The sequence below is a fragment of the Pseudomonas sp. GNP014 genome, from assembly GCF_054344005.1.
In genome coordinates this window covers 3,447,376-3,471,492 of record NZ_JBTGUS010000001.1, presented here as the reverse complement: position 1 = coordinate 3,471,492, position 24,117 = coordinate 3,447,376, and the positions used below count along the sequence as shown (strand labels likewise).

The 24,117-nt window shown below is 61.1% G+C and carries 18 protein-coding genes, 4 tRNA genes and 1 pseudogene; 2 read left to right on the top strand and 21 right to left on the bottom strand.

Translation table 11 applies throughout. The features are described from left to right. Positions 1–126: 126 nt before the first annotated feature. Complete coding sequence (locus ACXX9E_RS15505; RefSeq protein WP_422495811.1) at positions 127–339, bottom strand: hypothetical protein; 213 nt, start codon at positions 337–339, stop codon at positions 127–129. 653 nt (positions 340–992) lie between these two features. Here ACXX9E_RS15505 and ACXX9E_RS15500 point away from each other — a divergent pair. Continuing rightward, positions 993–1,325: a tyrosine-type recombinase/integrase gene (locus ACXX9E_RS15500; RefSeq protein ID WP_458555656.1), complete on the top strand. Its 333-nt coding sequence runs from the start codon at positions 993–995 to the stop codon at positions 1,323–1,325. Between the two features lie 100 nt (positions 1,326–1,425). On the opposite strand, the gene ACXX9E_RS15495 is transcribed toward ACXX9E_RS15500, so the two are convergent. Then, positions 1,426–1,502 (bottom strand) — tRNA-Val (locus tag ACXX9E_RS15495). Positions 1,503–1,686: 184 nt separating this feature from the next. Here ACXX9E_RS15495 and ACXX9E_RS15490 point away from each other — a divergent pair. Beyond that, positions 1,687–2,970, top strand: coding sequence for an NAD(P)/FAD-dependent oxidoreductase (locus tag ACXX9E_RS15490; RefSeq protein ID WP_123463391.1), 1,284 nt, complete (start codon positions 1,687–1,689; stop codon positions 2,968–2,970). A gap of 149 nt (positions 2,971–3,119) precedes the next feature. Here ACXX9E_RS15490 and ACXX9E_RS15485 read toward each other — a convergent pair whose 3' ends face one another. The 19 genes and pseudogenes from ACXX9E_RS15485 to asd all read right to left on the bottom strand — a co-directional run bounded on the left by ACXX9E_RS15485 (position 3,120) and on the right by asd (position 24,071). Continuing rightward, positions 3,120–4,091: an XdhC family protein gene (locus ACXX9E_RS15485; RefSeq protein WP_322374167.1), complete on the bottom strand. Its 972-nt coding sequence runs from the start codon at positions 4,089–4,091 to the stop codon at positions 3,120–3,122. A 1-nt stretch (position 4,092) separates the two neighbouring features. Further along, positions 4,093–5,328, bottom strand: coding sequence for a c-type cytochrome (locus tag ACXX9E_RS15480; RefSeq protein WP_458555655.1), 1,236 nt, complete (start codon positions 5,326–5,328; stop codon positions 4,093–4,095). Between the two features lie 2 nt (positions 5,329–5,330). After that, positions 5,331–5,870, bottom strand: a complete 540-nt coding sequence (locus ACXX9E_RS15475; RefSeq protein ID WP_458555654.1) for a (2Fe-2S)-binding protein — start codon at positions 5,868–5,870, stop codon at positions 5,331–5,333. Beyond that, on the bottom strand, positions 5,863–8,694 hold the full coding sequence (locus ACXX9E_RS15470) for a xanthine dehydrogenase family protein molybdopterin-binding subunit (RefSeq protein WP_458555653.1): 2,832 nt from the start codon (positions 8,692–8,694) through the stop codon (positions 5,863–5,865). Before ACXX9E_RS15470 ends, ACXX9E_RS15475 begins: the two co-directional genes overlap by 8 nt. A gap of 486 nt (positions 8,695–9,180) precedes the next feature. Further along, positions 9,181–9,257: transfer RNA gene (locus ACXX9E_RS15465), tRNA-Asp, on the bottom strand. 94 nt (positions 9,258–9,351) lie between these two features. Next, a tRNA-Asp gene (locus tag ACXX9E_RS15460) sits at positions 9,352–9,428 on the bottom strand. Positions 9,429–9,483: 55 nt separating this feature from the next. Further along, positions 9,484–9,559: transfer RNA gene (locus ACXX9E_RS15455), tRNA-Val, on the bottom strand. Positions 9,560–9,728: 169 nt separating this feature from the next. Beyond that, a complete protein-coding gene (locus ACXX9E_RS15450; RefSeq protein WP_123463399.1) occupies positions 9,729–10,505 on the bottom strand; it encodes an SDR family oxidoreductase in 777 nt (258 codons plus the stop codon). Further along, complete coding sequence (locus ACXX9E_RS15445; protein WP_128614838.1) at positions 10,502–11,713, bottom strand: O-succinylhomoserine sulfhydrylase; 1,212 nt, start codon at positions 11,711–11,713, stop codon at positions 10,502–10,504. The genes ACXX9E_RS15450 and ACXX9E_RS15445 overlap by 4 nt, the downstream gene beginning before the upstream one ends. Positions 11,714–11,786: 73 nt before the next feature. Further along, positions 11,787–13,292 carry an amidophosphoribosyltransferase gene (gene purF / locus ACXX9E_RS15440; protein WP_016773943.1) on the bottom strand — a complete coding sequence of 502 codons (1,506 nt, stop codon included), beginning with the start codon at positions 13,290–13,292 and terminating at the stop codon, positions 11,787–11,789. 41 nt (positions 13,293–13,333) lie between these two features. Then, positions 13,334–13,894: a CvpA family protein gene (locus tag ACXX9E_RS15435; protein ID WP_007913461.1), complete on the bottom strand. Its 561-nt coding sequence runs from the start codon at positions 13,892–13,894 to the stop codon at positions 13,334–13,336. Between the two features lie 98 nt (positions 13,895–13,992). Beyond that, positions 13,993–14,652 (bottom strand): SPOR domain-containing protein, encoded by a 660-nt coding sequence (locus ACXX9E_RS15430; protein ID WP_123463403.1) that lies wholly within the window; start codon positions 14,650–14,652, stop codon positions 13,993–13,995. Then, on the bottom strand, positions 14,636–15,943 hold the full coding sequence (gene folC, locus ACXX9E_RS15425) for a bifunctional tetrahydrofolate synthase/dihydrofolate synthase (RefSeq protein WP_458555652.1): 1,308 nt from the start codon (positions 15,941–15,943) through the stop codon (positions 14,636–14,638). The genes ACXX9E_RS15430 and folC overlap by 17 nt, the downstream gene beginning before the upstream one ends. Continuing rightward, positions 15,940–16,860, bottom strand: coding sequence for an acetyl-CoA carboxylase, carboxyltransferase subunit beta (gene accD / locus ACXX9E_RS15420; protein ID WP_458555651.1), 921 nt, complete (start codon positions 16,858–16,860; stop codon positions 15,940–15,942). Before accD ends, folC begins: the two co-directional genes overlap by 4 nt. A 204-nt stretch (positions 16,861–17,064) precedes the next feature. Further along, a complete protein-coding gene (locus tag ACXX9E_RS15415) occupies positions 17,065–17,691 on the bottom strand; it encodes a phosphoribosylanthranilate isomerase (protein WP_128614842.1) in 627 nt (208 codons plus the stop codon). A gap of 65 nt (positions 17,692–17,756) precedes the next feature. Continuing rightward, positions 17,757–18,581, bottom strand: a complete 825-nt coding sequence (truA, locus tag ACXX9E_RS15410) for a tRNA pseudouridine(38-40) synthase TruA (protein ID WP_177490526.1) — start codon at positions 18,579–18,581, stop codon at positions 17,757–17,759. Positions 18,582–18,857: 276 nt separating this feature from the next. After that, a complete protein-coding gene (locus ACXX9E_RS15405; protein WP_458555650.1) occupies positions 18,858–21,491 on the bottom strand; it encodes a motility hub landmark protein FimV in 2,634 nt (877 codons plus the stop codon). Between the two features lie 209 nt (positions 21,492–21,700). Further along, positions 21,701–22,712: pseudogene (locus ACXX9E_RS15400) on the bottom strand (aspartate-semialdehyde dehydrogenase). A gap of 246 nt (positions 22,713–22,958) precedes the next feature. Next, the gene (gene asd, locus ACXX9E_RS15395) at positions 22,959–24,071 is read right to left on the bottom strand and encodes an aspartate-semialdehyde dehydrogenase (RefSeq protein ID WP_064363920.1); all 1,113 of its coding nucleotides are present in this window, start codon (positions 24,069–24,071) and stop codon (positions 22,959–22,961) included. Between the last annotated feature and the right edge of the window lie 46 nt (positions 24,072–24,117).

The following is a 24,117-nucleotide window of genomic DNA, read 5'->3' as shown; positions in this document are numbered from 1 at the left end:
AGCGTATTGAAGTGGCGCCAGTGCCAACTTGGCCTGACTAAGGTAAAGATCGCGAAGGCTAGCGTTCGCGATCTTTACCTCTCCCGGGGATGGCTGGAATAGGGTTGGCGGATGCAGTTCGCCACCCTAGGTGATCCATCCATAACTAGGCTGTGGCTCGATACCTGAGACATCAATCATATTCTCGACAATCGCCAGGTGAAGCCGGACCTCAATTGGTTTTTCCTGACCGATCCTGCTTGGCTGCCCCTCAATCCACGCTGAGCCTTCTGCATCGAAGATTTCGGGCTCAATGATCTCTATGACTTTTCCAACGTCAATTCGAGCGTATGTTTTCATGCTAATGAGTACTCCTCGACAATCGCCAAACCACTACCTTTACCGCCAAGAATATTTGTAGCTATTCCCGACCGCAGATCCACCAGCCCAGGGTTCTGAGCGCCACGCCCTACAGTGCCGCCAGGGCCTACTGAATAAGCCACTTCACCAAAGATAGAAGGACCTCCATTGCCACTGATAGACGATGCGCCATACCACGAGGATCCACCTTGAGCACCTTGAGCGTTTACGTCATCTCCAACCCCGACAGATCCGGCACTAACACCTACAAAGTTGGGAGTAGTGGCCGCAGCCGACCCAACGCTACCTGGTGTAACACCCGGAGCTGATTGGCTCGGCCCGAATGAGGTAGTGCCGTCCGGTCTCGGCTGACGACGGCGCGCGACTGGCAATGCTCACCGGCGCGGCCGCGCCGAAGCTCAGCGGTTGCCTCGATCGATTCGAGGAGGAATCCCGGCTGGGCTTGCTGAGTCTTCAGCGGCGGGAGGACATCGTGATGTGGCCGAAGTCGGCCGTTGACCTCGAGCAGAACACCATCAAGGTGTCGCCGGGAAGACGCAGAATTACGGGAAGCCCGTGCATTTGGAGATTGCCATGGGGCCGGCGTTGCGCGAGGTCGATGCCGAGCGCCTGCGATCGCCGGTTGTGTGCCGGTGCTTGATCCACTACTCGCCGAAGGCCCGCAGCGCTCGCAACTGGATGCCAAACTGCACTGGAACGCCGTGACACCCGATTACCTGACGAAGTCATTCACCCAGGCACGGGATGACTCCGAGGCATACAAGGACATGCCAGCCGGCGAGCGCCCCACCTTTCACGAGATCCGCGCACTGGGTGCGTGGCTGTACGAGCAGCAGGGTTTCCCGCAGGAATACATCCAAGGGCTGATGGGTCACGCGGACGTCAAGATGACTGAACACTACCAGGCGGGTCATAGCGATGACGCCCTGCTGTGCATGCGGGTGAGCGCAGACCTGAAGGTGTGATCGGCGGGGGTTTTGCAAAAGTTTTGCAAAGCGCAGACAACAAAAAAGGGCCCACCTTTCGGTGAGCCCTTCTAGACCGCCCAGCAGAGCGGATTTTGTTTGGTAGGCGCGATTGGACTCGAACCAACGACCCCCACCATGTCAAGGTGGTGCTCTAACCAACTGAGCTACGTGCCTGCTGTGAGGCGGCATTCTACGGAATTCCGGAGGGGTGTCAACACCTTTTTTTCACCTAACCCTATGAATATGCAAAATATTTAATTTCAGGCCGGTGAAGAAGATTATTCCGGTGGCTGGCGGAGGTTTTTCAACTCGGGTAGGATCGGCACACTCGTAAAATATATTAAACAGAGGCTGCAGGATGGCGAACACCCCTTACCCAGAGTCTTATTACGCTGCGTCGGCCAATGCCGTACCGCCCCGCCCGTCTCTGCAAGCTGATGTGGAGACGGACGTCTGTGTGATCGGCGCCGGGTACACCGGATTGTCTTCAGCCCTGTTCCTGCTGGAAAACGGTTTTCGCGTGACCGTGCTGGAAGCCGCCAAGGTCGGTTTCGGTGCGTCGGGTCGTAATGGCGGGCAGATCGTCAACAGCTATAGCCGCGACATCGACGTGATCGAACGCAGTGTCGGCCCCAAACAAGCACAACTGCTCGGGCAGATGGCCTTCGAAGGCGGCCGGATCATTCGCGAACGGGTCGCCAGGTACAACATCCAGTGCGACTTGAAGGACGGCGGCGTGTTTGCGGCCCTCTCCGCCAAGCAGATGGGCCACCTGGAATCGCAGAAGCGCCTGTGGGAGCGCTTCGGCCATACCCAGCTTGAGCTGCTCGATGAACGTCGCATTCGCGAAGTGGTGGCGTGCGATCAGTACGTCGGCGGCATGCTCGACATGAGCGGTGGGCACATCCATCCGCTGAACCTGGCGCTGGGTGAGGCCGCAGCAGTGGAATCCCTCGGCGGGACCATTTACGAACAATCCCCCGCCGTACGCATCGAGCGCGGTGCCAACCCGGTGGTGCACACGCCACAGGGCAAGGTCAGGGCCAAGTTCATCATCGTTGCCGGCAACGCCTACCTCGGTAATCTGGTACCGGAACTGGCAGCCAAGTCCATGCCCTGCGGCACACAGGTGATCACCACCGAACCGCTGGGCGAAGAACTGGCGAAATCCCTGCTGCCCCAGGATTACTGTGTCGAAGACTGCAATTACCTGCTCGACTATTACCGCCTGACCGGCGACAAGCGCCTGATCTTCGGCGGTGGCGTGGTGTATGGCGCGCGGGACCCCGCAAACATCGAAGCGATCATTCGCCCGAAAATGCTCAAGGCGTTTCCTCAGCTCAAAGATGTGAAGATCGACTACGCCTGGACGGGCAACTTCCTGCTGACCCTGTCGCGTTTGCCACAGGTCGGGCGCCTTGGCGACAACATCTATTACTCGCAGGGCTGCAGCGGCCACGGAGTGACCTACACACACCTGGCCGGCAAGGTGCTGGCCGAAGCATTGCGCGGGCAAGCTGAACGGTTCGATGCGTTTGCGGACTTGCCGCACTATCCGTTCCCGGGCGGGCAGTTGTTGCGTACGCCGTTTGCGGCATTGGGCGCCTGGTATTACGGCTTGCGCGACAAACTGGGTTTCTGATCAGTTTTCTTGACTGGCAAAAAACTGTGGCGAGGGAGCTTGCTCCCGCCGGGTCGCGAAGCGGCCCCTCTTTTATCCAAAAAGAGGGGCTGTTGCGCAGGCCAGGCGGGAGCAAGCTCCCTCGCCACAATTCGATGGACAAGCCCGTATCAGAGTTGGTCTCGGGCAATCCCGCTACGAATTCGCAAAATATCCGCCAGCACCGCCAAGGCAATCTCCGCCGGGGTCTTGCTGCCCAGGTTCAAGCCGATCGGCGCATGAATCCGCGCCAATTCAACCTCCCCCAATCCGCCAATCCTGCGCAGGCGCTCGAAGCGCTTCTGTGAGGTCTGCTGCGAGCCCATGACGCCGATGTAAAACGCCTCGGTACGCACCGCCTCCATCATCGCCAGATCGTCGATACGCGGATCGTGAGTCAACGCCACCACTGCGGTATCGCGATGACAGCCGCCGTCGGCAATGAACACCGACGGCAACTGCCGACGAATCTCCACGCCGTCCAGTATCACGCCGTCGAGCACTTCATCACGCGGATCACAGAGAATCACTTCGAAACCGAGACCGACCGCAAACTCGGCGCATGCCTGCGCAACACTGGAATAGCCGGCGAGCAACAAACGTTGCGCGGCGCCGACTCGAATGCGCACCCGATCAATCTCACGTTCGATGCGCGCCCCCTGTTCGCGATCTGCAAACAACGCGCGCGCACCGCTGGCCAGATCGACCTCACGAATCAAGCGGCGCTGACCGAGCAGCGCCGATTCGAGCTCACGCAGATGCGCCTGCACCTCGCAGTCGGCGTCAAATTTCTCTACCAGTACGTCGAGAATGCCGCCACAGGGCAGGCTGACCCGCGAGCGCGGATCATCACCTTCGCCGTAGCGCACCACGTTGACCGCATCGAGAAACGCACCTTCCGCCACGCGCTCGAGAAAGTCTTCCTCGACGCAGCCACCGGACAGCGAGCCGATCCACTGCCCGTCGTCGTTCACTGCCAGCAACGACCCCGGAGCACGCGGTGCCGAACCATAGGTGGTCAACACGGTGCACAGCCAGATGCGCTGCCCCGCCACCGACCACGCCAGCGCCCGGCGTACCACTTGTAGATCGAGATGCTGCATGTCAGTGCGCCTTGTGTTCGACGGCCGGGACTTGCGCTTGCAGCTTCTGCACGTCGCTGACCGCCAGTTCAGCCGATTGACCGCCCCAGCCTTGACGCAGGTAGTTCAGCAGATCGGTCAGTTGCGCAGCACTGAGCTTGTCGGCAAATCCAGGCATGGGCTGCATATGCTCGAACCCGGCAAATTTCTGCTCGCCGATGCCGTCTTCGATCACCCGCACCAGGTTGCGCGGATCTTCCAGGCGCAGCGTGGTATTGCCGCGCATGGCCACGGCGATGTGCGGCTTGCCCTCACCCCCGGCAGCGTGACAACCGGCGCAGACGTTCAAATATTCCTGACGGCCGCGCTGCGCGCTCAGGCCGAGCTTGTCCACGGGCACTTCAACGAGCGCTGCGGCTGCAGGCGGCTTGTCGCCGAGCAGGAACGTCGCCATCGCTGTCAGATCCTGATCGCTCAGGCCCTGGGTGCTGTTGTGGAACACCGGGAACATCTCGTTGAACATCGTGCCCTGGGCGCTCATGCCGTGCTTGAGGAACGTGCTCAGGTCTTGCTGATTCCAGCCGCGCGCCGCCAGATCGGTGGCCAGCAGGCCAGGCGCCAGATAACCGTTGAGGACGCCGCCAGTCAGACGCTTGTCCATCTGCATCGCACCCGGCAAGCCGCGCGGGGTATGGCACTCGCCGCAGTGACCAAGCACCTCGACCATGTACTGGCCGCGCCTCCAGGCCTCGCTCTTGCCTTCGGCCGGCTCCAGCTTCAAGGCCTTGCCGTACAACATGTTCCAGCCCATCAGGCCCAGGCGCACGTTGAACGGAAAGCTCAGGCTGGTGACCGGCGCGGCGCGCTCGATCGGCTCGATGGTTTTCAGGTATGCGTGGATCGCGTCGGAATCTTCCCGCGGCATCAGGTGGTACGAGGTGTACGGCATCGCCGGGTACAGATTCGCCCCGTCGCGGCGCTTGCCTTCGGTCAGCGCAGCGAAGAACTCGTCATCGCTGTACAGGCCGATGCCGTGCGCTTTGCTCGGGGTAATGTTGGTGCCGTAGATCGTGCCGAACGGCGACACGATCGGTAGCCCGCCAGCAAACGGCGCGCCGCCCGGTGCGGTGTGGCACGCCATGCAGTCGGCCGCGCGGGCGAGGTATTCGCCGCGCTTGACCTGGTCGTCGGCGTGGGCAAACAGCACCGGCGCAGCCAGTCCTACCGCCAGGGTCAGACGGGTCAATAGATGCTTCATGCTCAACCCTCCTTGACCAGGCCGAGATCGGTCAGCACGTTGCGGGTCTCGTTGTAGTAACGCACGTACCCGGTGCAACGGCAGACGTGATGGCCGAGGCTGTCCTCGATGACCTGTTCCAGCTTGCTCTTGGCGATCGGCTGGCGCTGCAGCTTCTCCACCAGCACGGTCGCGGCGTTGACGAAGCCCGGCGCGCAGTAGCTGCACTGGAAGGCAAACTCGTCGACGAAGCGTTGCTGAATCGGGTTCAGCTCAGTGACCTGACCCTGCTCGTCACGCTTGGCGTGAGCTTCGATGGTGCGCACTTTCTTGCCTTCGAAGTAATGCGCACCGGTGATGCAGGTGCGTACTTCTTCGCTGGTGCCGTCCGGGTTATCGACAATCACCACGCAGGCGTGGCAGATGCCCTGGCCGCAGCCCAGGCGCGAACCGGTGAGGTTTTTGTATTCGTGCAGGTAGTCGATCATCGGCAGGTCATCAGGGATGTCCACCGGGCCGACGGATTGACCGTTGAGGGTCAGTTGAAGCGGACGGTTAGCCATTGAGGGCCTCCTTGATGCGCGCAGCAGTGATTGGCAGATCGCGAACACGTTTACCAATGGCGTGCGCCACGGCGTTACCGATGGCACCCACCACCGGGATCATCACCACCTCGGCGATGCCTTTGGACGGATCGCTTGGCGACAGCGGCGGCAGAATCTCCGCGGTCTGCTTCCACACCGCCACGTGGCGGGCCATCGGCAGGCGATAACGGTTGAAGTTCCAGTCACCCTCCCCCGGCCCGCCTTCATACAGCGGCATCTCTTCCATCAGCGCGTGACCGATGCCCATGGCGATGCCGCCTTCGAGCTGGCCCTTGACCAGCTCTTCGACCAGCACCCGACCGCACTCGACCCACGAATGATGGTTGAGCACTTCGACTTCCGCCGAACCTTTGTTGACCTTCAGCTCCACCAGCGTGGCCACCGGGCTGTAGTAAGTCACCGCAGCGTTGTTCAACTGAACCACCGGGTAGTTGATGTTCTGGCGATCCAGCAGGTGGAAACCGGCGCTGTTCATCTGCGCTTTCTTCGCTTGCGGCGCACCGTCGCCGTACTTCACCGCCAGACCATCGAGCGGCAGACGCTCGCGCACGCCGTCGATGCTGTACTCGGCCTCGGCCCAGCTCCAGCGATTGAATCCGTGGACGGTGGCAGCGGTGACCAGACCCCGCTCGTGAGCGCGCTTGGCCAGCTCTTCAAAGCTCAGCGGCTGCATGCCGTTAGCTGTGAGTTTGCCATCGACCCAATGCGCATCCTCGCGACGCACCACATAGGGGTTGGCCTGCCCGCCATACGGGCCCTGACGCCAGATCTCCAGCGCCGCCGGCCACAAACCGTGGTTGAACAGCACGCGCGCCGCTTCACGGGTGGCGTGGCTGAAGTAGTAAGCCGAGTTGGTCGCCGATGACGCCGAGGCCAGCTTGCCGACCCAGCGCGGGTTGCGCAGCAGGTTGTCCTGCTCGGCCTGGCTCATGATGTAAGGATTGCCGCTGGTAATCAGCTGCATTTCCTTCCATTCGGTCTCACCGGTCTTCACCTCATGCGCCGGGCTGCCGAGGAAATCGGCCACCACCAGCGCTTGCGAAGTGGACATGCCGGTGCCGATTTCGATTCCGATGTGACGCAGGCTGATGCGACCTTCAGCGGTGAATTCGATGCTGGCCATCGGCGCTTCCGAGCCGGTGCCGAAGTCTTTCTGGCAAATGGCAAAACCCACGCCATACCAGTTGTCCGGGTCGGCGGCTTCACGCTGCTGCTTGATCGCGTCGCGGTTTTTCCAGACTTCGTGCACCGACGCCTTGTCGAGAATCTCGTGCAGGCGCAAGGCACCGGCCGGGATCGCGCCCTGAGTGTTTTTCATGCCGGACCGCAGGGCGTTCTTGCGACGCAGGTCGATCGCGTCGACACCGAGGCGATTGGCGATTTCGTCGACCATCATTTCGGTCGAGGCCATGCTTTGCAGGGTGCCGTAGCCGCGCATCGAACCGGCTTCAACACCACGCGAGTGGTAAGCGGTGACCTGCAGATCGTTCTGCGGCATGTAGTAGATCGACTGTGCCGCCGTGGCGCCCACTGCTGCTACCGACGGGCTGTAGTTGATCCGACCGCCGCCGTCGACGCTCATTTCGGCGCGGAAAATCTTGAAGCTGTAGTCGTTCTTGTCCACCGCCAGTTGGTAGCGGATGTCGAACGGGTGACGCTTGATCCCGCTCTGGAACTGCTCGTAGCGGTCGTTGGCCAGACGAATCGGCACACCGGCGCCGTATAGCGCAGCGAGGGCGGCGTAGTAGACGAAGATATTGTGGTCTTTGGAACCGTAACCCACGGTGTAACCCGGATGCATGTTCAGGTTGGCCAGGCCGAAACGAGACGGCGCGATCATTTTCGCAGTCTCGGTTGCAGCTTCCAGCGGGCACTGGGTGGCCACCACGAAGTGCAGGGTCTTGGTTTTCGGGTCGTACCAGCCGTTGCCGTTGTCCGGCTCCATCGCGGCCGGCTCGATCGACGGGGTCTTGTAGCGCTCGTCGAACACCAGCCAGTTGTCCGGCGGCGTGTCGATCTGCTGCTTCATGCGGTCGGCGTAGAACAGCCCACGCTCGGTCAGGTTACCGTGCAGGTTCGGCTGGGAATTCCACACCGGGCGACGGTTTTTCAGCATCGGGAACAGGATCGAGTCCTTGAGGCTGGCGAACTCGTCTTCATCGGCCGAGGTCGGACCGCCCACGCGCACGTAGCGGAAGCTGCCATAGGGGTCGCCTTCGTAGTACGGCACTTGCGCACCGTAACGAATCGCCTTGTCATTGAATTTGAGTTTGTTCTTGGCCTGGCGGAAACGTTCGAAATCGTTCCAGATCAGGATCGCTACCGGATGACCGATGAACATCGGTACCTTGCCTTGAGGCAGCAAGGGATCCGGCGCGTGCTCTTCGGGGAACACGATGCCGTCCTTGTCCAGGTCGGCAGCGGTGACGATACGGTCAGGTTGCAAGTCGGCGCCGAGCCACGACAGGTCATAGCCGTCGTAGATACGGTCGGCCTTGATGGTTTTCAGCAGCATGGCGTGGCCTTGTTGCTCAGGCCAGCCCGGCATGTCCCTGGAGCGAATGTCGCGGGCAAATACCTTGCTGCCGCAGACCTTGGACAGGGCATCGTTACGCTGGCGCGCCTTGCCGTTGTTGCCGAGCCACTTCTCGGACGGCACGGTCACGCTGTTTTCCATCAAGGCAGCCAGCGCCTGACTGCTGAGCGGCGTGAGCGTGACGCTCACACCCGCCACCAGCCCGCCCTGGAGGAACGAGCGCCGGGATATATCACGGTTGGACATGGATCATCCTCTGGGCGGTTATGTGTCCGCCCTTCTGGTTATCTACTGGGAATCTCGAGTCTTGCAGAAGCCCTTCTTGGCTAAACAAAGGGCGTGTTGACAGTGCAAAGCTGACCGAAAGGTTAACTTTAAAGGTTTCCGGGCTCGCAGCAAACAACCAGTTACAAAAATTTGACTAAAGAATCAGAAAATCAATGCGACGTGGTACCGCAGCAGGCGGGCAGGCACTTGCAGGAGTGAGCCTGCTCGCGATAGCGGAGTATCAGTCACCAGATGCGTGGCTGAACTGACGCTATCGCCAGCAGGCTCGCTCCTACAGGGATTTGTATTGGCTTCAGGAGTTGGAGCAGGAGGAAAAGAGGGGAATAGCCAAATTTCAGACACAAAAAACCCCGGTCTTTCGACCAGGGTCTTTGCTATCGAATCCGAATCAACCCAAGGTTGCTTTCGGCGCTTCAAGGCGTTCAGTGGTCCTTGAAACAGATATGGCGCAGCGGACGGGACTCGAACCCGCGACCCCCGGCGTGACAGGCCGGTATTCTAACCGACTGAACTACCGCTGCGTATCGCTTTGAGCTTGCGCTCAAGTAACTCGTTTTGATTGAAAGCTTCGGTGCTTTGCAATCGCGAACCAGACATTGCCTGACTCGTAAAATATGGCGCAGCGGACGGGACTCGAACCCGCGACCCCCGGCGTGACAGGCCGGTATTCTAACCGACTGAACTACCGCTGCGCGTCGGTGCAGGCACTTTCAGCCTACCTTCTTGCTTTCGCAAGTCACTCGGAAGTGGTGGGTGATGACGGGATCGAACCGCCGACATTCTGCTTGTAAGGCAGACGCTCTCCCAGCTGAGCTAATCACCCGTTTGCATCTCCGAGGCCGCGAAATTTACGCAGGTAGCGAACCTAAGTCAATAGCAGGATTGAAGTTTTTCTGAAAAAGACAAAATTGAGTCAATCCCGGAAAAAAAGTATCAACCTTGAAACCGCTATCGCAAGCAGGCTCACTCCTACAGGATCGCGGCTTCGCCTCTTAGTCCGTGTAAATCATCTTTTTCGTCATGCCGCCATCGACGACGAATTCCTGCCCGGTGACAAACCCGGCATTTCTCGACAGCAGCCACGCCACCATCGCCGCGACATCCTCGACCGTCCCCACCCTGCCCGCCGGATGCTGGGCATGATCGGTATCAGCCAGAGGCTCGGCCCGCCGCGCCGACGGATCACGCGCATCAATCCAGCCCGGACTGACCGCGTTCACACGAATTTCCGGCCCGAGGCTGATCGCCAGCGCATGCGTCAGCGCCAATAGCCCGCCCTTGCTCGCCGCATAGGCCTCGGTATCCGGCTCGGACTGCCCCGCCCGGGTCGAGGCCAGATTGACGATCGAGCCGTTATGCGCACGCAGATAGGGCGCGCAATGCTTGGCCAGCAGCATCGGCCCACTGAGGTTCACCGCCAGCACCCGATTCCAGTAAGCCAGATCGAGGCTTTCCAGGGTGATGTTGTGCGGATCAGCCACCGCCGCGTTGCACACCAGCGCGTCGAGACGACCAAACTGCCCCAGCACCTCAGCCACGCCGAGTGCGACCTGACTCTCCTCCGCGACATCCATGGCGATAAACCAGGCGTTCTCGCCAAGCACCTTCGCCACTTTCGAACCGCGCACCCGATCCAGGTCGGTCAGCACCACTTGCCAGCCTTCGCTGATCAGCCAGGCCGCAATGCCCAGGCCAATCCCGCGCGCAGCACCGGTGACCAGCGCCACGCGACCATGAGTACCCGCTGTCGGCGTGGACAACTCGATCACAGCGCCGCCAGACCGCGCGCCAGGTCGGCCTGCAGGTCGGCGACATCTTCCAGACCGACCGCAATGCGGATCAGGCTGTCACGAATCCCCGCGGCTTCACGCTCCTGCGGCGCCAGACGGCCGTGAGAGGTCGTGCTCGGATGAGTAATGGTGGTTTTGCTGTCGCCGAGGTTGGCCGTGATCGAAATCAATCGGGTCGCGTCGATAAAGCGCCAGGCACCCTCTTTGCCACCCTTGACCTCGAAACTCACCACCGCACCAAAGCCCTTCTGCTGACGCTGGGCCAGTTCGTGCTGCGGATGGCTCTTGAGCCCGGCGTAATGGACTTTCTCGACACCCTCCTGTTGCTCCAGCCATTCGGCCAGTTGCTGGGCGTTGGCGCAGTGCGCCTTCATCCGCAGATTCAGGGTTTCCAGGCCTTTGAGGAAGATCCACGCGTTGAACGGGCTCAGGGTCGGCCCGGCGGTGCGCAGGAAGCCAACCACCTCTTTCATTTGCTCGCTGCGACCGGCCACCACCCCGCCCATGCAACGGCCCTGGCCGTCGATGAACTTGGTCGCCGAGTGCACGACAATGTCCGCCCCCATTTTCAGCGGCTGCTGCAGCGCAGGCGTGCAGAAGCAGTTGTCGACCACCAGCATTGCGCCTTTGGCGTGCGCGATTTCCGCCAGCGCGGTGATATCCACCAGCTCGGCCAACGGGTTGGAGGGCGACTCGACAAAGAGCAGTCTGGTGTTGGACTTGATCGCCGCATCCCAGGCCGACAAGTCAGCCAAAGGCACGTAATCGACTTCCACACCGAAACGCTTGAAGTACTTCTCGAACAGGCTGATGGTCGAACCGAACACACTGCGCGAAACCAGCACATGATCACCGGCACTGCACAGGCTCATCACCACCGCCATGATCGCGGCCATGCCGGTTGCGGTCGCAACGGCCTGCTCGGCGCTTTCCAGCGCGGCAATGCGCTCTTCGAACGCGCGCACGGTCGGGTTGGTGTAACGCGAGTAAACGTTGCCCGGCACTTCCCCGGCAAACCGCGCGGCCGCGTCGGCGGCGGTGCGGAACACGTAGCTGGACGTGAAGAACATCGGATCACCGTGTTCGCCTTCCGGCGTGCGGTGCTGACCGGCACGTACGGCCAGGGTGTCGAACGCTACGCCTTCGAGGTCGCTGTCCAGCCGACCGGCATCCCATTCCTGACTCATGCTGTCACTCCTTGCCCTGTTCTTGAAAATTGAAAGTCAGATACAAAACCGGCCCCTCAGGGCCGGTAGAAACTCAGTTGTTGTACAGATCAATGATCGCACTGACTGCCTGGGTCTTGACCTTGGAGGCATCGTTGCGCGCCTGCTCGATCTTGTTCAGGTAAGCCTCGTCGACGTCGCCGGTGACGTACTTGCCGTCGAACACCGCGCAATCGAAGTGCTCGATCTTGATCTTGCCGCCGCCGACCGCTTCGATCAAGTCAGGCAGGTCCTGATAGATCAGCCAGTCAGCGCCGATCAGATCCGCCACGTCCTGGGTCGAACGGTTGTGGGCGATCAGCTCGTGAGCGCTTGGCATGTCGATGCCATACACGTTCGGGAAGCGTACTGCCGGCGCCGCCGAGCAGAAGTAGACGTTTTTCGCGCCGGCTTCACGGGCCATCTGGATGATCTGCTTGCAGGTGGTGCCGCGCACGATCGAGTCGTCGACCAGCATCACATTCTTGCCGCGGAATTCCAGCTCGATGGCGTTGAGCTTCTGGCGAACCGACTTCTTGCGAGCCGCCTGGCCCGGCATGATGAAGGTGCGACCGATGTAACGGTTCTTGACGAAACCTTCGCGGAATTTCACGCCCAGGTGGTTGGCCAGCTCCAGCGCAGCAGTACGGCTGGTGTCCGGAATCGGGATGACCACGTCGATGTCGTGCTCTGGACGCTCGCGCAGGATCTTCTCGGCAAGCTTCTCGCCCATGCGCAGACGGGCCTTGTACACAGACACGCCGTCGATGATCGAGTCCGGGCGCGCCAGGTAGACGTGTTCGAAGATGCACGGGGTCAGGGACGGGTTGGTCGCACATTGACGGGTGTGCAGCTTGCCGTCTTCAGTGATGTAGACCGCTTCGCCCGGGGCGAGGTCGCGAATCAGGGTGAAACCGAGCACGTCCAGCGAAACGCTTTCGGACGCGATCATGTACTCGACGCCTTCGTCGGTGTGACGCTGGCCGAACACGATCGGGCGAATGCCGTGCGGATCGCGGAAACCGACGATGCCGTAACCGGTCACCATCGCCACGACGGCGTAACCACCCACGCAACGGTTATGCACGTCGGTCACGGCGGCAAACACGTCTTCTTCGGTCGGCTGCAGCTTGCCGCGCTGGGCCAGCTCGTGGGCGAACACGTTCAGCAGCACTTCCGAGTCGGAACTGGTGTTGACGTGACGCAGGTCGGATTCGTAGATCTCTTTGGCCAACTGCTCAACGTTGGTCAGGTTACCGTTATGCGCCAGGGTAATGCCGTAAGGCGAGTTGACGTAAAACGGTTGGGCTTCGGCCGAAGTCGAGCTGCCCGCAGTCGGGTAGCGGACGTGGCCGATACCCATATGGCCGACCAGACGCTGCATGTGACGTTGTTGAAACACGTCACGCACCAGGCCATTGTCCTTGCGCAGGAACAACCGGCCATCATGGCTGGTCACGATACCGGCAGCGTCCTGGCCGCGGTGCTGGAGCACGGTTAGCGCGTCATACAGCGCCTGATTGACGTTCGACTTACCGACGATACCGACGATGCCACACATGCGACGCAACCCCTACTTAATGGATCTGAACTGAACAACACTCACTGTGGCGTTTTGGCCGACGGCAAGAGTTGCTCCTTGAACGGAATATCAGCGGGTACGCTGATTCCGCTGGCAAGCCACTGACTGCTCCACCCGAGAATCAGGTTTTTGGACCAGTCGGCGACCAATAGAAACTTTGGCACGAGCTGTGATTCTTTCCACCACCCGTCCTGCTGTACCGGCCCCAGGCTCAACAGCCCGACTGCCACGACCACCAGCAACACGCCACGCGCTGCACCGAAGGCCATGCCGAGGAATCGATCGGTCCCGGACAACCCGGTGACGCGAACCAACTCGCCGATAAGATAATTGATCATTGCGCCCACGATCAGTGTGGCGACAAACATGATGGCACAGCCCGCGATCACGCGAGCCGATGGGGTTTCGATGTATCCGGCGAGGTACTCGGACAGTGAGCCACCGAACATCCAGGCAACGACTCCTGCGATGATCCAGGTCACCAGCGATAATGCTTCCTTGACGAAGCCGCGGCTCAAACTGATCAAAGCGGAGATGGCGATGATTGCAACGATCGCCCAGTCAACCCAGGTAAATGGCACAGTGCAGCCTACAGACGGATAAGGCGGCGCATTTTAGCAGAGCGCATGCCTCTCGGTAAGCTGCGATTATCAGTGCATTTCAATCGAGGCGATAGTTTTTAACCGCGCTCGGGCTGGAAGCGTACGACAAAACCCTTGAGGTTCTGCTGACGACTCAACAGATCGCGCAGACGATCGGCTTCGGCACGTTCGATCAGCGGCCCGACGAACACCCGATTCTTGCCATCGGCAGAGCGGATGTAGGCGTTATAGCCTTGGCTGCGCAGGGTTTTCTGCAGGCTCTCGGCACTGGCGCGGCTCGACAGACTGGCCAGTTGCACCGACCAGCTCACCGACAGACCATTGGCATCGACGCGGCTTTGCGTGGTGTCAGGCTTGGTTGCTGGCGCAGCGATAGGCTGGGCAGGCGCCGGAATCGGCTTGGCCACCGCTGGCGGCGCAGCCGGTTTGGCGATGGCTATGGGAGCCGCCGGTACCGGTGCAGCCGGGGCAATCGGAGCAGCAGGCGCAGTCTCTTCTGCAACTTCTTCATCGGTTGGCACCGGTTCTTGCGGCAAGGCCTGCGGCTCCGGCACCGCCACCTGCTCCATTTGCACCTGCGGCATGGCAGATGCTTGCGGAGCGGCCGGCGCCTCGACGACCACCTGGCGTTGCTCATCCTGACGGGAAAACAGCATCGGCAGGAAAATCACCGCCAGCGCCACCAGCACCAGGGCGCCGACCATGCGCTGCTTGTACGCTTTATCCAGCAAAGCCATTTGCCGCTTCCTCCGTGGAGCGCCGGGCCAGCCATTCAAGGGCCTCGGCGACACAATAAAATGATCCGAACAACAGAATCTCGTCGTCGCCGGTTGCCACTGCACATTGCCCTTCCAGGGCGGCGGCGACACTGTCGTAAGACGTGACGGATGCGCCAAGGTTCTGCAAGGCAGCGTGTAATTCAGCCACCGGGCGAGCGCGTGGCGAATCCAGCGGCGCAACCGCCCAGTGCTCGACACTAGCACTCAATTCGCCGACAACACCATCCAGATCCTTGTCCGCCAGCAGCCCGAACACCGCCAGACGCTTGCCGACCGGCGGCCGGGAGGCCAGACGACGAGCCAGATACTCGGCGGCATGGGGATTGTGCCCCACATCCAGCAATACATTCAGGCGCTTGCCATTCCATTCGAACGAGCGGCGATCCAGACGGCCAACCACACGAGTCGCCTGCAAGGCAGCCACGATCTGCCCGGCATCCCACGGCAGTCCGAGCAGCAGATACGCCTGCAACGCCAACGCTGCGTTTTCCATCGGCAGATCGAGCAAGGGCAAATCGCGCAACTCAACGACCCGGCCTTGCGCGTCGGTACCGCGCCACTGCCAGTGCTGATCGGTAACACCAAGATCGAAGTCTCGCCCGCGCAGGAAGAACGGGCACGCCAGTTCGCGTGCCTTGTCGAGCAGCGGTTGCGGAGGATTGAGGTCGCCACACAGGGCAGGTTTGCCCTGACGGAAAATTCCGGCCTTTTCGAAGGCCACGGACTCGCGGGTATCACCCAGATAATCGGCGTGGTCGACGCCGATACTGGTCACCAGCGCCATGTCGGCGTCCACCACGTTGACCGTGTCCAGACGCCCGCCCAGACCTACTTCCAGGACCACCGCATCCAGCCCGGCCTGCTGAAACAGCCAGAACGCCGCCAGGGTGCCCATTTCGAAATAAGTCAGGGAAGTGTCGCCACGCCCCACTTCAACGGCCGCGAAGGCTTCGCAGAGCTGGGCGTCAGTGGCTTCGACGCCATTGAACTGCACCCGCTCGTTGTAACGCAGCAGGTGCGGGGAATTGTAGACACCAACGCTCAGACCCTGCGCCCGCAGCAATGAAGCTACGAACGCGCAGGTCGAACCCTTGCCGTTGGTGCCGGTGACCGTAATCACCCGAGGCGCCGGCTGGCCCAGCCCCATGCGGGACGCTACCTGTTGCGAACGTTCCAGCCCCATGTCGATGGCTGACGGATGCAACTGCTCAAGGTAGGCGAGCCACTCGCCAAGGGTGCGCTCGGTCATACGTTGGCAGGCACCGGCGGAACCACGATTGGCTCGACTGGAGCGGCGACGTAGGTCGGTGTCGGCTGGCCGGTCAGTTGCGCCAGCAGATTGCCCAGACGCGGACGCAGTTCACGACGATCAATGATCAGGTCGATGGCGCCGTGCTCCAGCAGGAACTCGCTGCGCTGGAAGCCTTCCGGCAGTTTTTCACGCACGGTCTGTTCGATCACACGCGGACCGGCGAAGCCGATCAGGGCTTTCGGCTCACCGACGATAACGTCGCCAAGCATTGCCAGACTGGCGGAAACCCCACCGTAGACCGGGTCGGTCAGTACCGAGATGAACGGAATGCCTTCTTCGCGCAGACGTGCCAGCACGGCCGAGGTCTTCGCCATCTGCATCAGCGAGATCAGCGCTTCCTGCATGCGCGCACCACCGGAAGCGGCGAAGCAGATCATCGGGCAACGGTGTTCCAGGGCGTAGTTGGCAGCGCGCACGAAGCGCTCACCGACGATGGCACCCATCGAGCCGCCCATGAAGCTGAATTCAAACGCCGAAACCACCACCGGCATACCCAGCAGGGTGCCGCTGACGGAGATCAACGCGTCTTTCTCGCCGGTCTGCTTCTGTGCAGCGACCAGACGGTCCTTGTACTTTTTGCCGTCGCGGAATTTGAGACGGTCAACCGGCTCCAGATCGGCGCCCAGTTCGTTGCGACCTTCGGCATCGAGGAAGATGTCGACGCGCGCACGTGCGCCGATGCGCATGTGATGGTTGCATTTCGGGCAAACGTCCAGGGTCTTTTCCAGCTCCGGACGATACAGCACAGCCTCGCAAGACGGGCATTTGTGCCACAGACCTTCCGGCACCGAGCTCTTCTTGACCTCGGAACGCATGATCGAAGGGATCAGTTTGTCTACTAACCAGTTGCTCATGCTTTCTTTCTCCAGTACCGGCGGCCCGAACGCTCTGGTTCGCAGCCCCGCGTATGCCCTTCAGCTAAATTCATGTGTGTGGCGATGGTTGGTGGACCGCCACGGTCAGCGCGAAACATGACCTGCGTGCAACCCATAAACCCTCAGCCTCGCCTGCTTTGTGCAAGTGCATTGATGGACGGCGGCAGACTGCCAGCCGTCACATCAATATGGCGCTTTGCGTGCAGCGGCGATGAAAGCCCGGATCTTCGCATGATCCTTGATACCCTTGCTCGCCTCTACCCCACCGCTGACGTCGACCGCGTAGGGCCTCACCCGGGCCACGGCGTCGGCGACGTTTTCCGGCGTCAGGCCACCCGCCAGAATCAGTGGTTTGCTCAAATCCGGCGGAATCAGAGACCAGTCGAAGGCCTCACCGGTTCCGCCGGGCACACCCTCGACATAAGTGTCGAGCAGTACGCCACTGGCACCCGGGTAAGCAGCAACGGCTGCAGCAATGTCATCGCCGGCCTTGACCCGCAACGCCTTGATATAAGGCCGACGCCATTCTTCGCAGGCCTCAGCGCTTTCATCGCCATGGAACTGCAACAGGTCCAGCGGTACGGCGTCGAGGATTTCCCCCAGCTCGCAGCGACTGGCGTTGACGAACAGGCCGACGGTGGTCACGAATGGCGGCAGGGCGCGGATGATCGCCCTCGCCTGCTGCACGTTCACCGCTCGCGGACTCTTGGCATAAAACACGAAACCAATGGCGTCAGCCCCGGCTTCGACCGCTGCCAACGCATCCTCTATGCGGGTAATCCCGCAGATCTTGCTGCGAACGGCTGACATATCGAGAAAAACTCCGAGGCAAAATCCGGGAAAGTCCCGGATGGTAACAAAAGCGTTCGAGGGCGTCAGCCGTCAAGTTCGGAGAAACCCGTAAGGAAATGTGGCCCGACAAAACGCTCGGGCAACGGGAATTCGTCGTGGTACTCAACCTGCACCAGATAGAGGCCATACGGATGCGCGGTGACGCCGCCGGAACGGCGCTCGCGACTTTCCAGCACTTCCTTCATCCACTCCACCGGCCGCTCGCCGGCACCAATGGTCATCAAGACCCCGGCAATGTTGCGCACCATGTGATGGAGAAACGCATTGGCTCGGATGTCGAGCACGATCATCTTGCCGTGACGGGTGACGCGCAGGTGATGCATCTTCTTGATAGGCGACTTGGCCTGACACTGGCCGGCGCGGAACGCACTGAAATCATGAGTACCGATCAGGTACTGCGCCGCCTCGGCCATGCGCTCGACGTCGAGCGGACGGTGGTTCCAGGTGATTTCTTCGTTCAGATGCGCCGGGCGGATCTGATCGTTGTAGATCACATAGCGGTAACGCCGGGCGATGGCCTTGAAGCGCGCATGGAAATGCGCCGGCATGACTTTGGCCCAACTGACACTGATGTCATGGGGCAAATTGATGTTGGCCCCCATGACCCAGGCCTTCAGTGAACGCTCGACCGGCGTGTCGAAATGCACCACTTGCCCGCAGGCATGCACGCCGGCATCGGTGCGCCCGGCGCATTGCAGCGAAATCGGTGAATTGGCGACTTTCGACAGCGCTTTTTCGAGTTCTTCCTGAACCGTTGCCACACCCGTCAACTGACGCTGCCAGCCGCTGTAGCGCGAGCCTTTGTACTCAACGCCCAGCGCGACGCGGTAAAAGCCGTCGGGGGCCATTTCGGCGACCGGGTTATCTATGTTTGCCAAGGTGGGACAGCCTGCTGTTTGTGCAAAGGCGGGCATTATAAGGCTGTGGTTCAGGGATGCCAGAAGGTTCTCTGTCGCCTCATCGGCCTCCATCGCTGGCAAGCCGGCTCCCACAGTTTCTCTGGCGTACGCAGAACCTGTGGGAGCCGGCTTGCCAGCGATGACAATAGCCAGGAGAACACAGATTCCGGCCCAAACAAAAACGGCAGCCTCACTGGGCTGCCGTTTTTTTGTTTACCGCTGAACTTACGCCAGGTTCGAGAGCATTTCCTTGGCCTCGCCACGCTGCTTCTCGTCACCCTCGGTCAACACTTCATTGAGGATGTCGCGCGCGCCGTCGTTGTCGCCCATGTCGATGTAGGCCTGAGCCAGATCGAGCTTGGTGGCCGCTTCGTCAGTGCCGGCGAGGAAGTCGAAGTCATCTTCGCCCAGATCGTCACCGATCGCCGCATCGGCTTCGGTGAAGGTCGGTTCGGCGATGCTTTGCGACAGGCGATCCAGCTCGGCGTTGACGTCGTCCAGCTCGGTTGCGAACGCATCGGGTTCGGCGGGCGGGTTGGTGTCCATTTCGTCGGCCAGCGACAGGTCGAAATCGGCAGGCAACTCCAGATCATCCTGCGGCACGTCGGCAACGACCGGCGGCTCGACCGGCGCAAGATCCTTCACGCCTTCGTCCAGATCCAGCAAGAAATCGTCATCAGCCAGAGCCGCCGGTGCCGGCTCGGCACCAAGGTCCAGATCCAGGTCGAAGTCCGACAGATCGTCCAGATTGTCTTTGATCTCGGTCTGCTGTTGCAGCACCGACTCAAAGCTCAGATCGTCGTCCGCCGGGAATTCGTCCAGCTCCACCGGCGCTTGCGGCTCAACCACTGGGGCTGGTGCTACCGGAGTGATGTTGTCGAGATCGTCCAGGCTCAGGTCGAACGCGCTGTCCAGATCGTCTTCCTGCGGTGCCGCGGCCGGCGCCTCAGGCTCATCCAGCAACAGGTCTTTGACGTATTGCGCGTCCAGCTCGGCGGCAACTGCCGCTGCCGCCAGACCGCTCGCCGCCACCACGGCCATTGCCGGGAAGCGGCTTTTCAGCTCTTCGACTTTGGCAAAGTTGTCGCCATTGGCCACCAGCTGTCGTTCTTGACCGACGAACGCATCGCGATCGCCCTGCTGACCGTAGACTTCCATCAGCTTCAGGCGCAAGTCACTGCGTTGCGGTTCGAGGCTGACACCCTCTTCCAGCAGTGCGGCTGCCTGATTCAGGCGACCGGCATTGATGTGCGACTGCGCCTTGTCCAGCACGTCATCCGAGCGTTCGGCGGCAGGGGCCACCAGCGGCGCGGCAATCGGCTCAGCCATCACCACTGGCGCCACCACCGGCGCCGGAGCTGGAGCCGGAGTGTTGAGCTTGACGCTTGCCGCCGGCACTTCCAGGCCTTCGAAGCTGCTCTCCGGCAGATCCTGCTCGGCGGAGAATTCCTGCTCTTCAGACAGCGCACGCGCCATGCGCATATGCTTTTCGGCTTCCTGCTGCGCTTTGCGACGACGCGCCAGCAGCAACAGCAAGAGCAACAGAACAACCGCACCACCGCCGACCAGACCCAACAGAATCGGATTAGTCAGCAGCTCGTTGAAGGTTTTCTCATCATCGACAACCGCAGACTTGGGTTCGACAACCGGCTCAATCGGGGTCTCGACCGGTGGCGCAATGGCCGATTCCGGTGTAGGAGAAGCCGCCTCTGCCGGCGTCGCTGGCGGCGTCGCGGCCAGTTCGGCGGTGATCGCCGGGACGGCAGGTGCTGCAGGATTCGCGGCGGGCGCAGCGCCTGGCCCTTCGGCCTGCATCTTCGCCAGTTGATTGTTCTTCAGCTCGATCAGCTTTTGCAGCTTGTCCAGCTGACTTTGCAGATCGGTCATGCGGCTTTTCAGTTCTTCGTTGTCACGACGGGTCGTGTCGAGGCTTTCCTGAGTCACCGCCAGTTTGTTGCTCAGCGCCTTGGCATCGCCTGCCGGGCCTTTGCCGCGCCCCTTGGCGTTTTCGGCGGAGACCAGGCTCAGGTTGTCCTGAGCATTCTGAGCGGTGCCGGCATTGCCGCGACCACGCCTGGTGGCATCGAGCTGCTGCTGACCGGTGCCTGGCTTGGCCACATAACGACGGCCCTGACGCCAGGCTTCGTTCTGCGCGGCAACTTCAGCAATCGCCTTCGACTGTGGCAGCGCGGTGCTTTGCACCGAGTCCGGCAAACGCAGCACCTGACCGGTTTTCAGCCGGTTGATGTTGCCGTCGATAAACGCGTTCGGGTTGAGCGCCTGAATCGCCAGCATGGTCTGCTGCACTGAACCGCCAGTGCGCGCCTTTGCAGCAATTTCCCACAGGGTGTCGCGCGGCGTGGTGGTGTACTGAGTCGGATGGGTGGCACCGGTGGTCGGCGCAGTGATGGTCTGCGTCGGCGCCGGTTGCGCGGCGGCGTCAGCGGTCTGCGGCGAGAACTTCGATGGATCCAGCAGCACGCTGTAATCGCGCAGCAGACGGCCGTTCGGCCACATCACCTGCACGAGGAATTTCACCATCGGTTCCGACAACGGCTTGCTCGAGGTCACGCGCAGCACGCTTTTGCCGCTGGCGTTGAGCACCGGGGTGAACGTCAGGTCATTGAGGAAGGCCTGACGGTCAACGCCGGCCTTGGCGAAGTCTTCAGGAGACGCCAGGCTCGGCACCACTTCGGCAGCGGTGAGATCCTTGACGTCGAGCAACTCGATCTCGGCCACCAGCGGCTGGTTCAGGGTCGACTTCAGGGTCAGCTCCCCGAGCCCGAGGGCATGCGCCATACCGGAGGACAGCGCCGAGGCGGCCGCTATTGCTAACACCAGTTTGCGAACTTGAACCATAGCCTCATCCTTTGTTTGAACGTTCCTCGGCCAGCGAGAAGATGTTGATTGCCGCTGCCGTAAGGCATTGCGCGCGACGACGACAGACTGCCGCGCGCGATCATTTCTTTGATGCCCCGGAAAGTCCCGGAGGGTGACACGTTATCAAGTGCTCCGGGCAAGCATAGCGCTCACCTAGAATCAGTCGACAAATTGTTGCCAAGTATCTTTTACAGCAGGTCTTTTATCAACAATTCAGCGACCTGCACAGCATTCAGGGCGGCGCCTTTGCGTACGTTATCTGACGTCAGCCACAGATTAAGTTCCGCCGGGTCATCGACGCCAGTACGCACGCGACCGACATAGACAACATCCTGCCCCACCGCGTCACCCACTGCGGTCGGATAATCGCCGGCTTCGACAAGCTCAATACCCGGTGCGTCTTCCAGTGCCGCGTTGACCTTTTCCAGGTCGACCGCGCTCGCTGACTGCAAGGTCACGCTATAGCTATCGCCAAAAAACACCGGGGCTTGAACGCAGAGTTGCGGAAATCTTTAATAAAGGCTGCGCCAGCACCTGACGCAATTCGCGCACCAGACGTTTTTCCAGCAGCGTATGGCCTTGAGCATCGGGGGTGCCGACCTGGGCCAGCAGGTTGAAGGCCATTTGCCGGTCGAAGAAAGTCGGCTCCAGCGGACGCATGTTCAATAGCTCAGCGGTCTGCCGGGCCAGCTCGGTGACAGCTTCGCGACCTTGCGCGGAAACGGCCAGATTGGCGGTGACGTTGACGTATTGCAGGTCGAGCAGGTCGAGCAGCGGCGCCAGCACCACGGCCAGCGTCGTCGCCGACGGGCTTGGGCTGCTGACCTGGAACGGCGCTTTCAGACCGGCGATCACCTCGGCGTTGGCTTCCGGCACCACTTGCGGCGCCTGCTCGGCCGGCAATGCGCCGGACAGGTCGATCAGCGAGCAACCAGCCGCGTGGGCACGTGCCACGTAGCTCAGGGAGATGGCCGGGCCGGCGGCGAAGAACACCAGTTTGACCTTGCTGAAATCGAACTCGTCGACTTCACGCACGCGCACGTTCTTGTTGCGGAACAGCACCGAGCTGCCAGCGGATTCGCTGCTGGCCAGCAAGTGCAGGTTGCCGACCGGGAAGTCGCGCTCTTCGAGAATCTGTACGAGGGTTTCGCCGACAGTACCGGTGGCGCCGACGACGGCAATATCAAGGGTCTGGGTCATGGTTCTACCTCTGGCGAAACGGGGGGAGCGGCACTTTACCGGGTGACTGGCGCACAGGCAATTTCTGCAGGATTTGTGGCGACTGCGCCTGCCCCTTCGCGAGCAAGCTCGCTCCCACAGGGGAATGCATTTCAAGGTGGGAGCGAGCTTGCTCGCGAAGGCGACAGAACATACACCCGAGAAACCTCAGGCATAAAAAAACCCGCACCTCTCACAAGGCACGGGTTCTTTCATTGCTTCAAGCGATCAACGCTCCAGCAGGATCCGCAGCATGCGACGCAGCGGTTCGGCCGCGCCCCACAGCAGTTGGTCGCCGACGGTGAAGGCACCGACGAATTGCGAACCCATGTTCAGCTTGCGCAGACGCCCCACCGGCACATTCAGGGTGCCGGTGACCTTGGTCGGGCTCAGCTCCTGCATGCTGATCTCGCGCTGGTTCGGCACCAGTTTGACCCAAGGGTTGTGCTGGCTGATCAGCCCTTCGATGTCGGCGATCGGTACGTCTTTGTTCAGCTTGATGGTCAGCGCCTGGCTGTGGCAACGCATGGCGCCGATGCGCACGCAGATGCCATCGACCGGGATCGGGCTCTTGAAACGGCCGAGAATCTTGTTGGTCTCGGCCTGGGCCTTCCACTCTTCGCGGCTCTGGCCGTTCGGCAGTTCCTTGTCGATCCACGGGATCAGGCTGCCGGCCAGCGGTACGCCGAAGTTTTCGGTCGGGTACGCGTCGCTGCGCATGGCTTCGGCCACACGACGGTCGATGTCGAGGATCGCGCTGGCCGGATCGGCCAGTTGATCGGCCACCGCCGCGTGGGTTGCGCCCATCTGCTTGATCAGTTCACGCATGTTCTGCGCGCCGGCCCCGGAGGCCGCCTGATAAGTCATGGCGCTCATCCACTCGACCAGACCGGCTTCGAACAGACCGCCCAGCCCCATCAGCATCAGACTGACGGTGCAGTTGCCGCCAATGTAGTTCTTGGTGCCCGCGTCCAGTTGCTGGTCGATGACCTTGCGGTTGACCGGATCGAGAATGATCACGGCGTCATCGTTCATGCGCAGGCTCGAGGCCGCGTCGATCCAGTAACCCTGCCAGCCGGCTTCGCGCAGCTTCGGGAACACTTCGCTGGTGTAGTCGCCGCCCTGGCAGGTCAGGATCACGTCGAGGGTCTTCAGCTCGTCAATGCTGTAAGCGTCCTTGAGCGGAGCAATGTCCTTGCCCACGGACGGGCCTTGGCCACCGACGTTGGAAGTGGTGAAAAACACCGGCTCGATTAGATCGAAATCCTGCTCTTCCAGCATCCGCTGCATGAGCACGGAACCGACCATCCCGCGCCAACCGATCAGACCTACACGTTTCATCGCAACTACACCTTCTTGAAAAGTGGGCCGCTGCTTTGTATTGAAT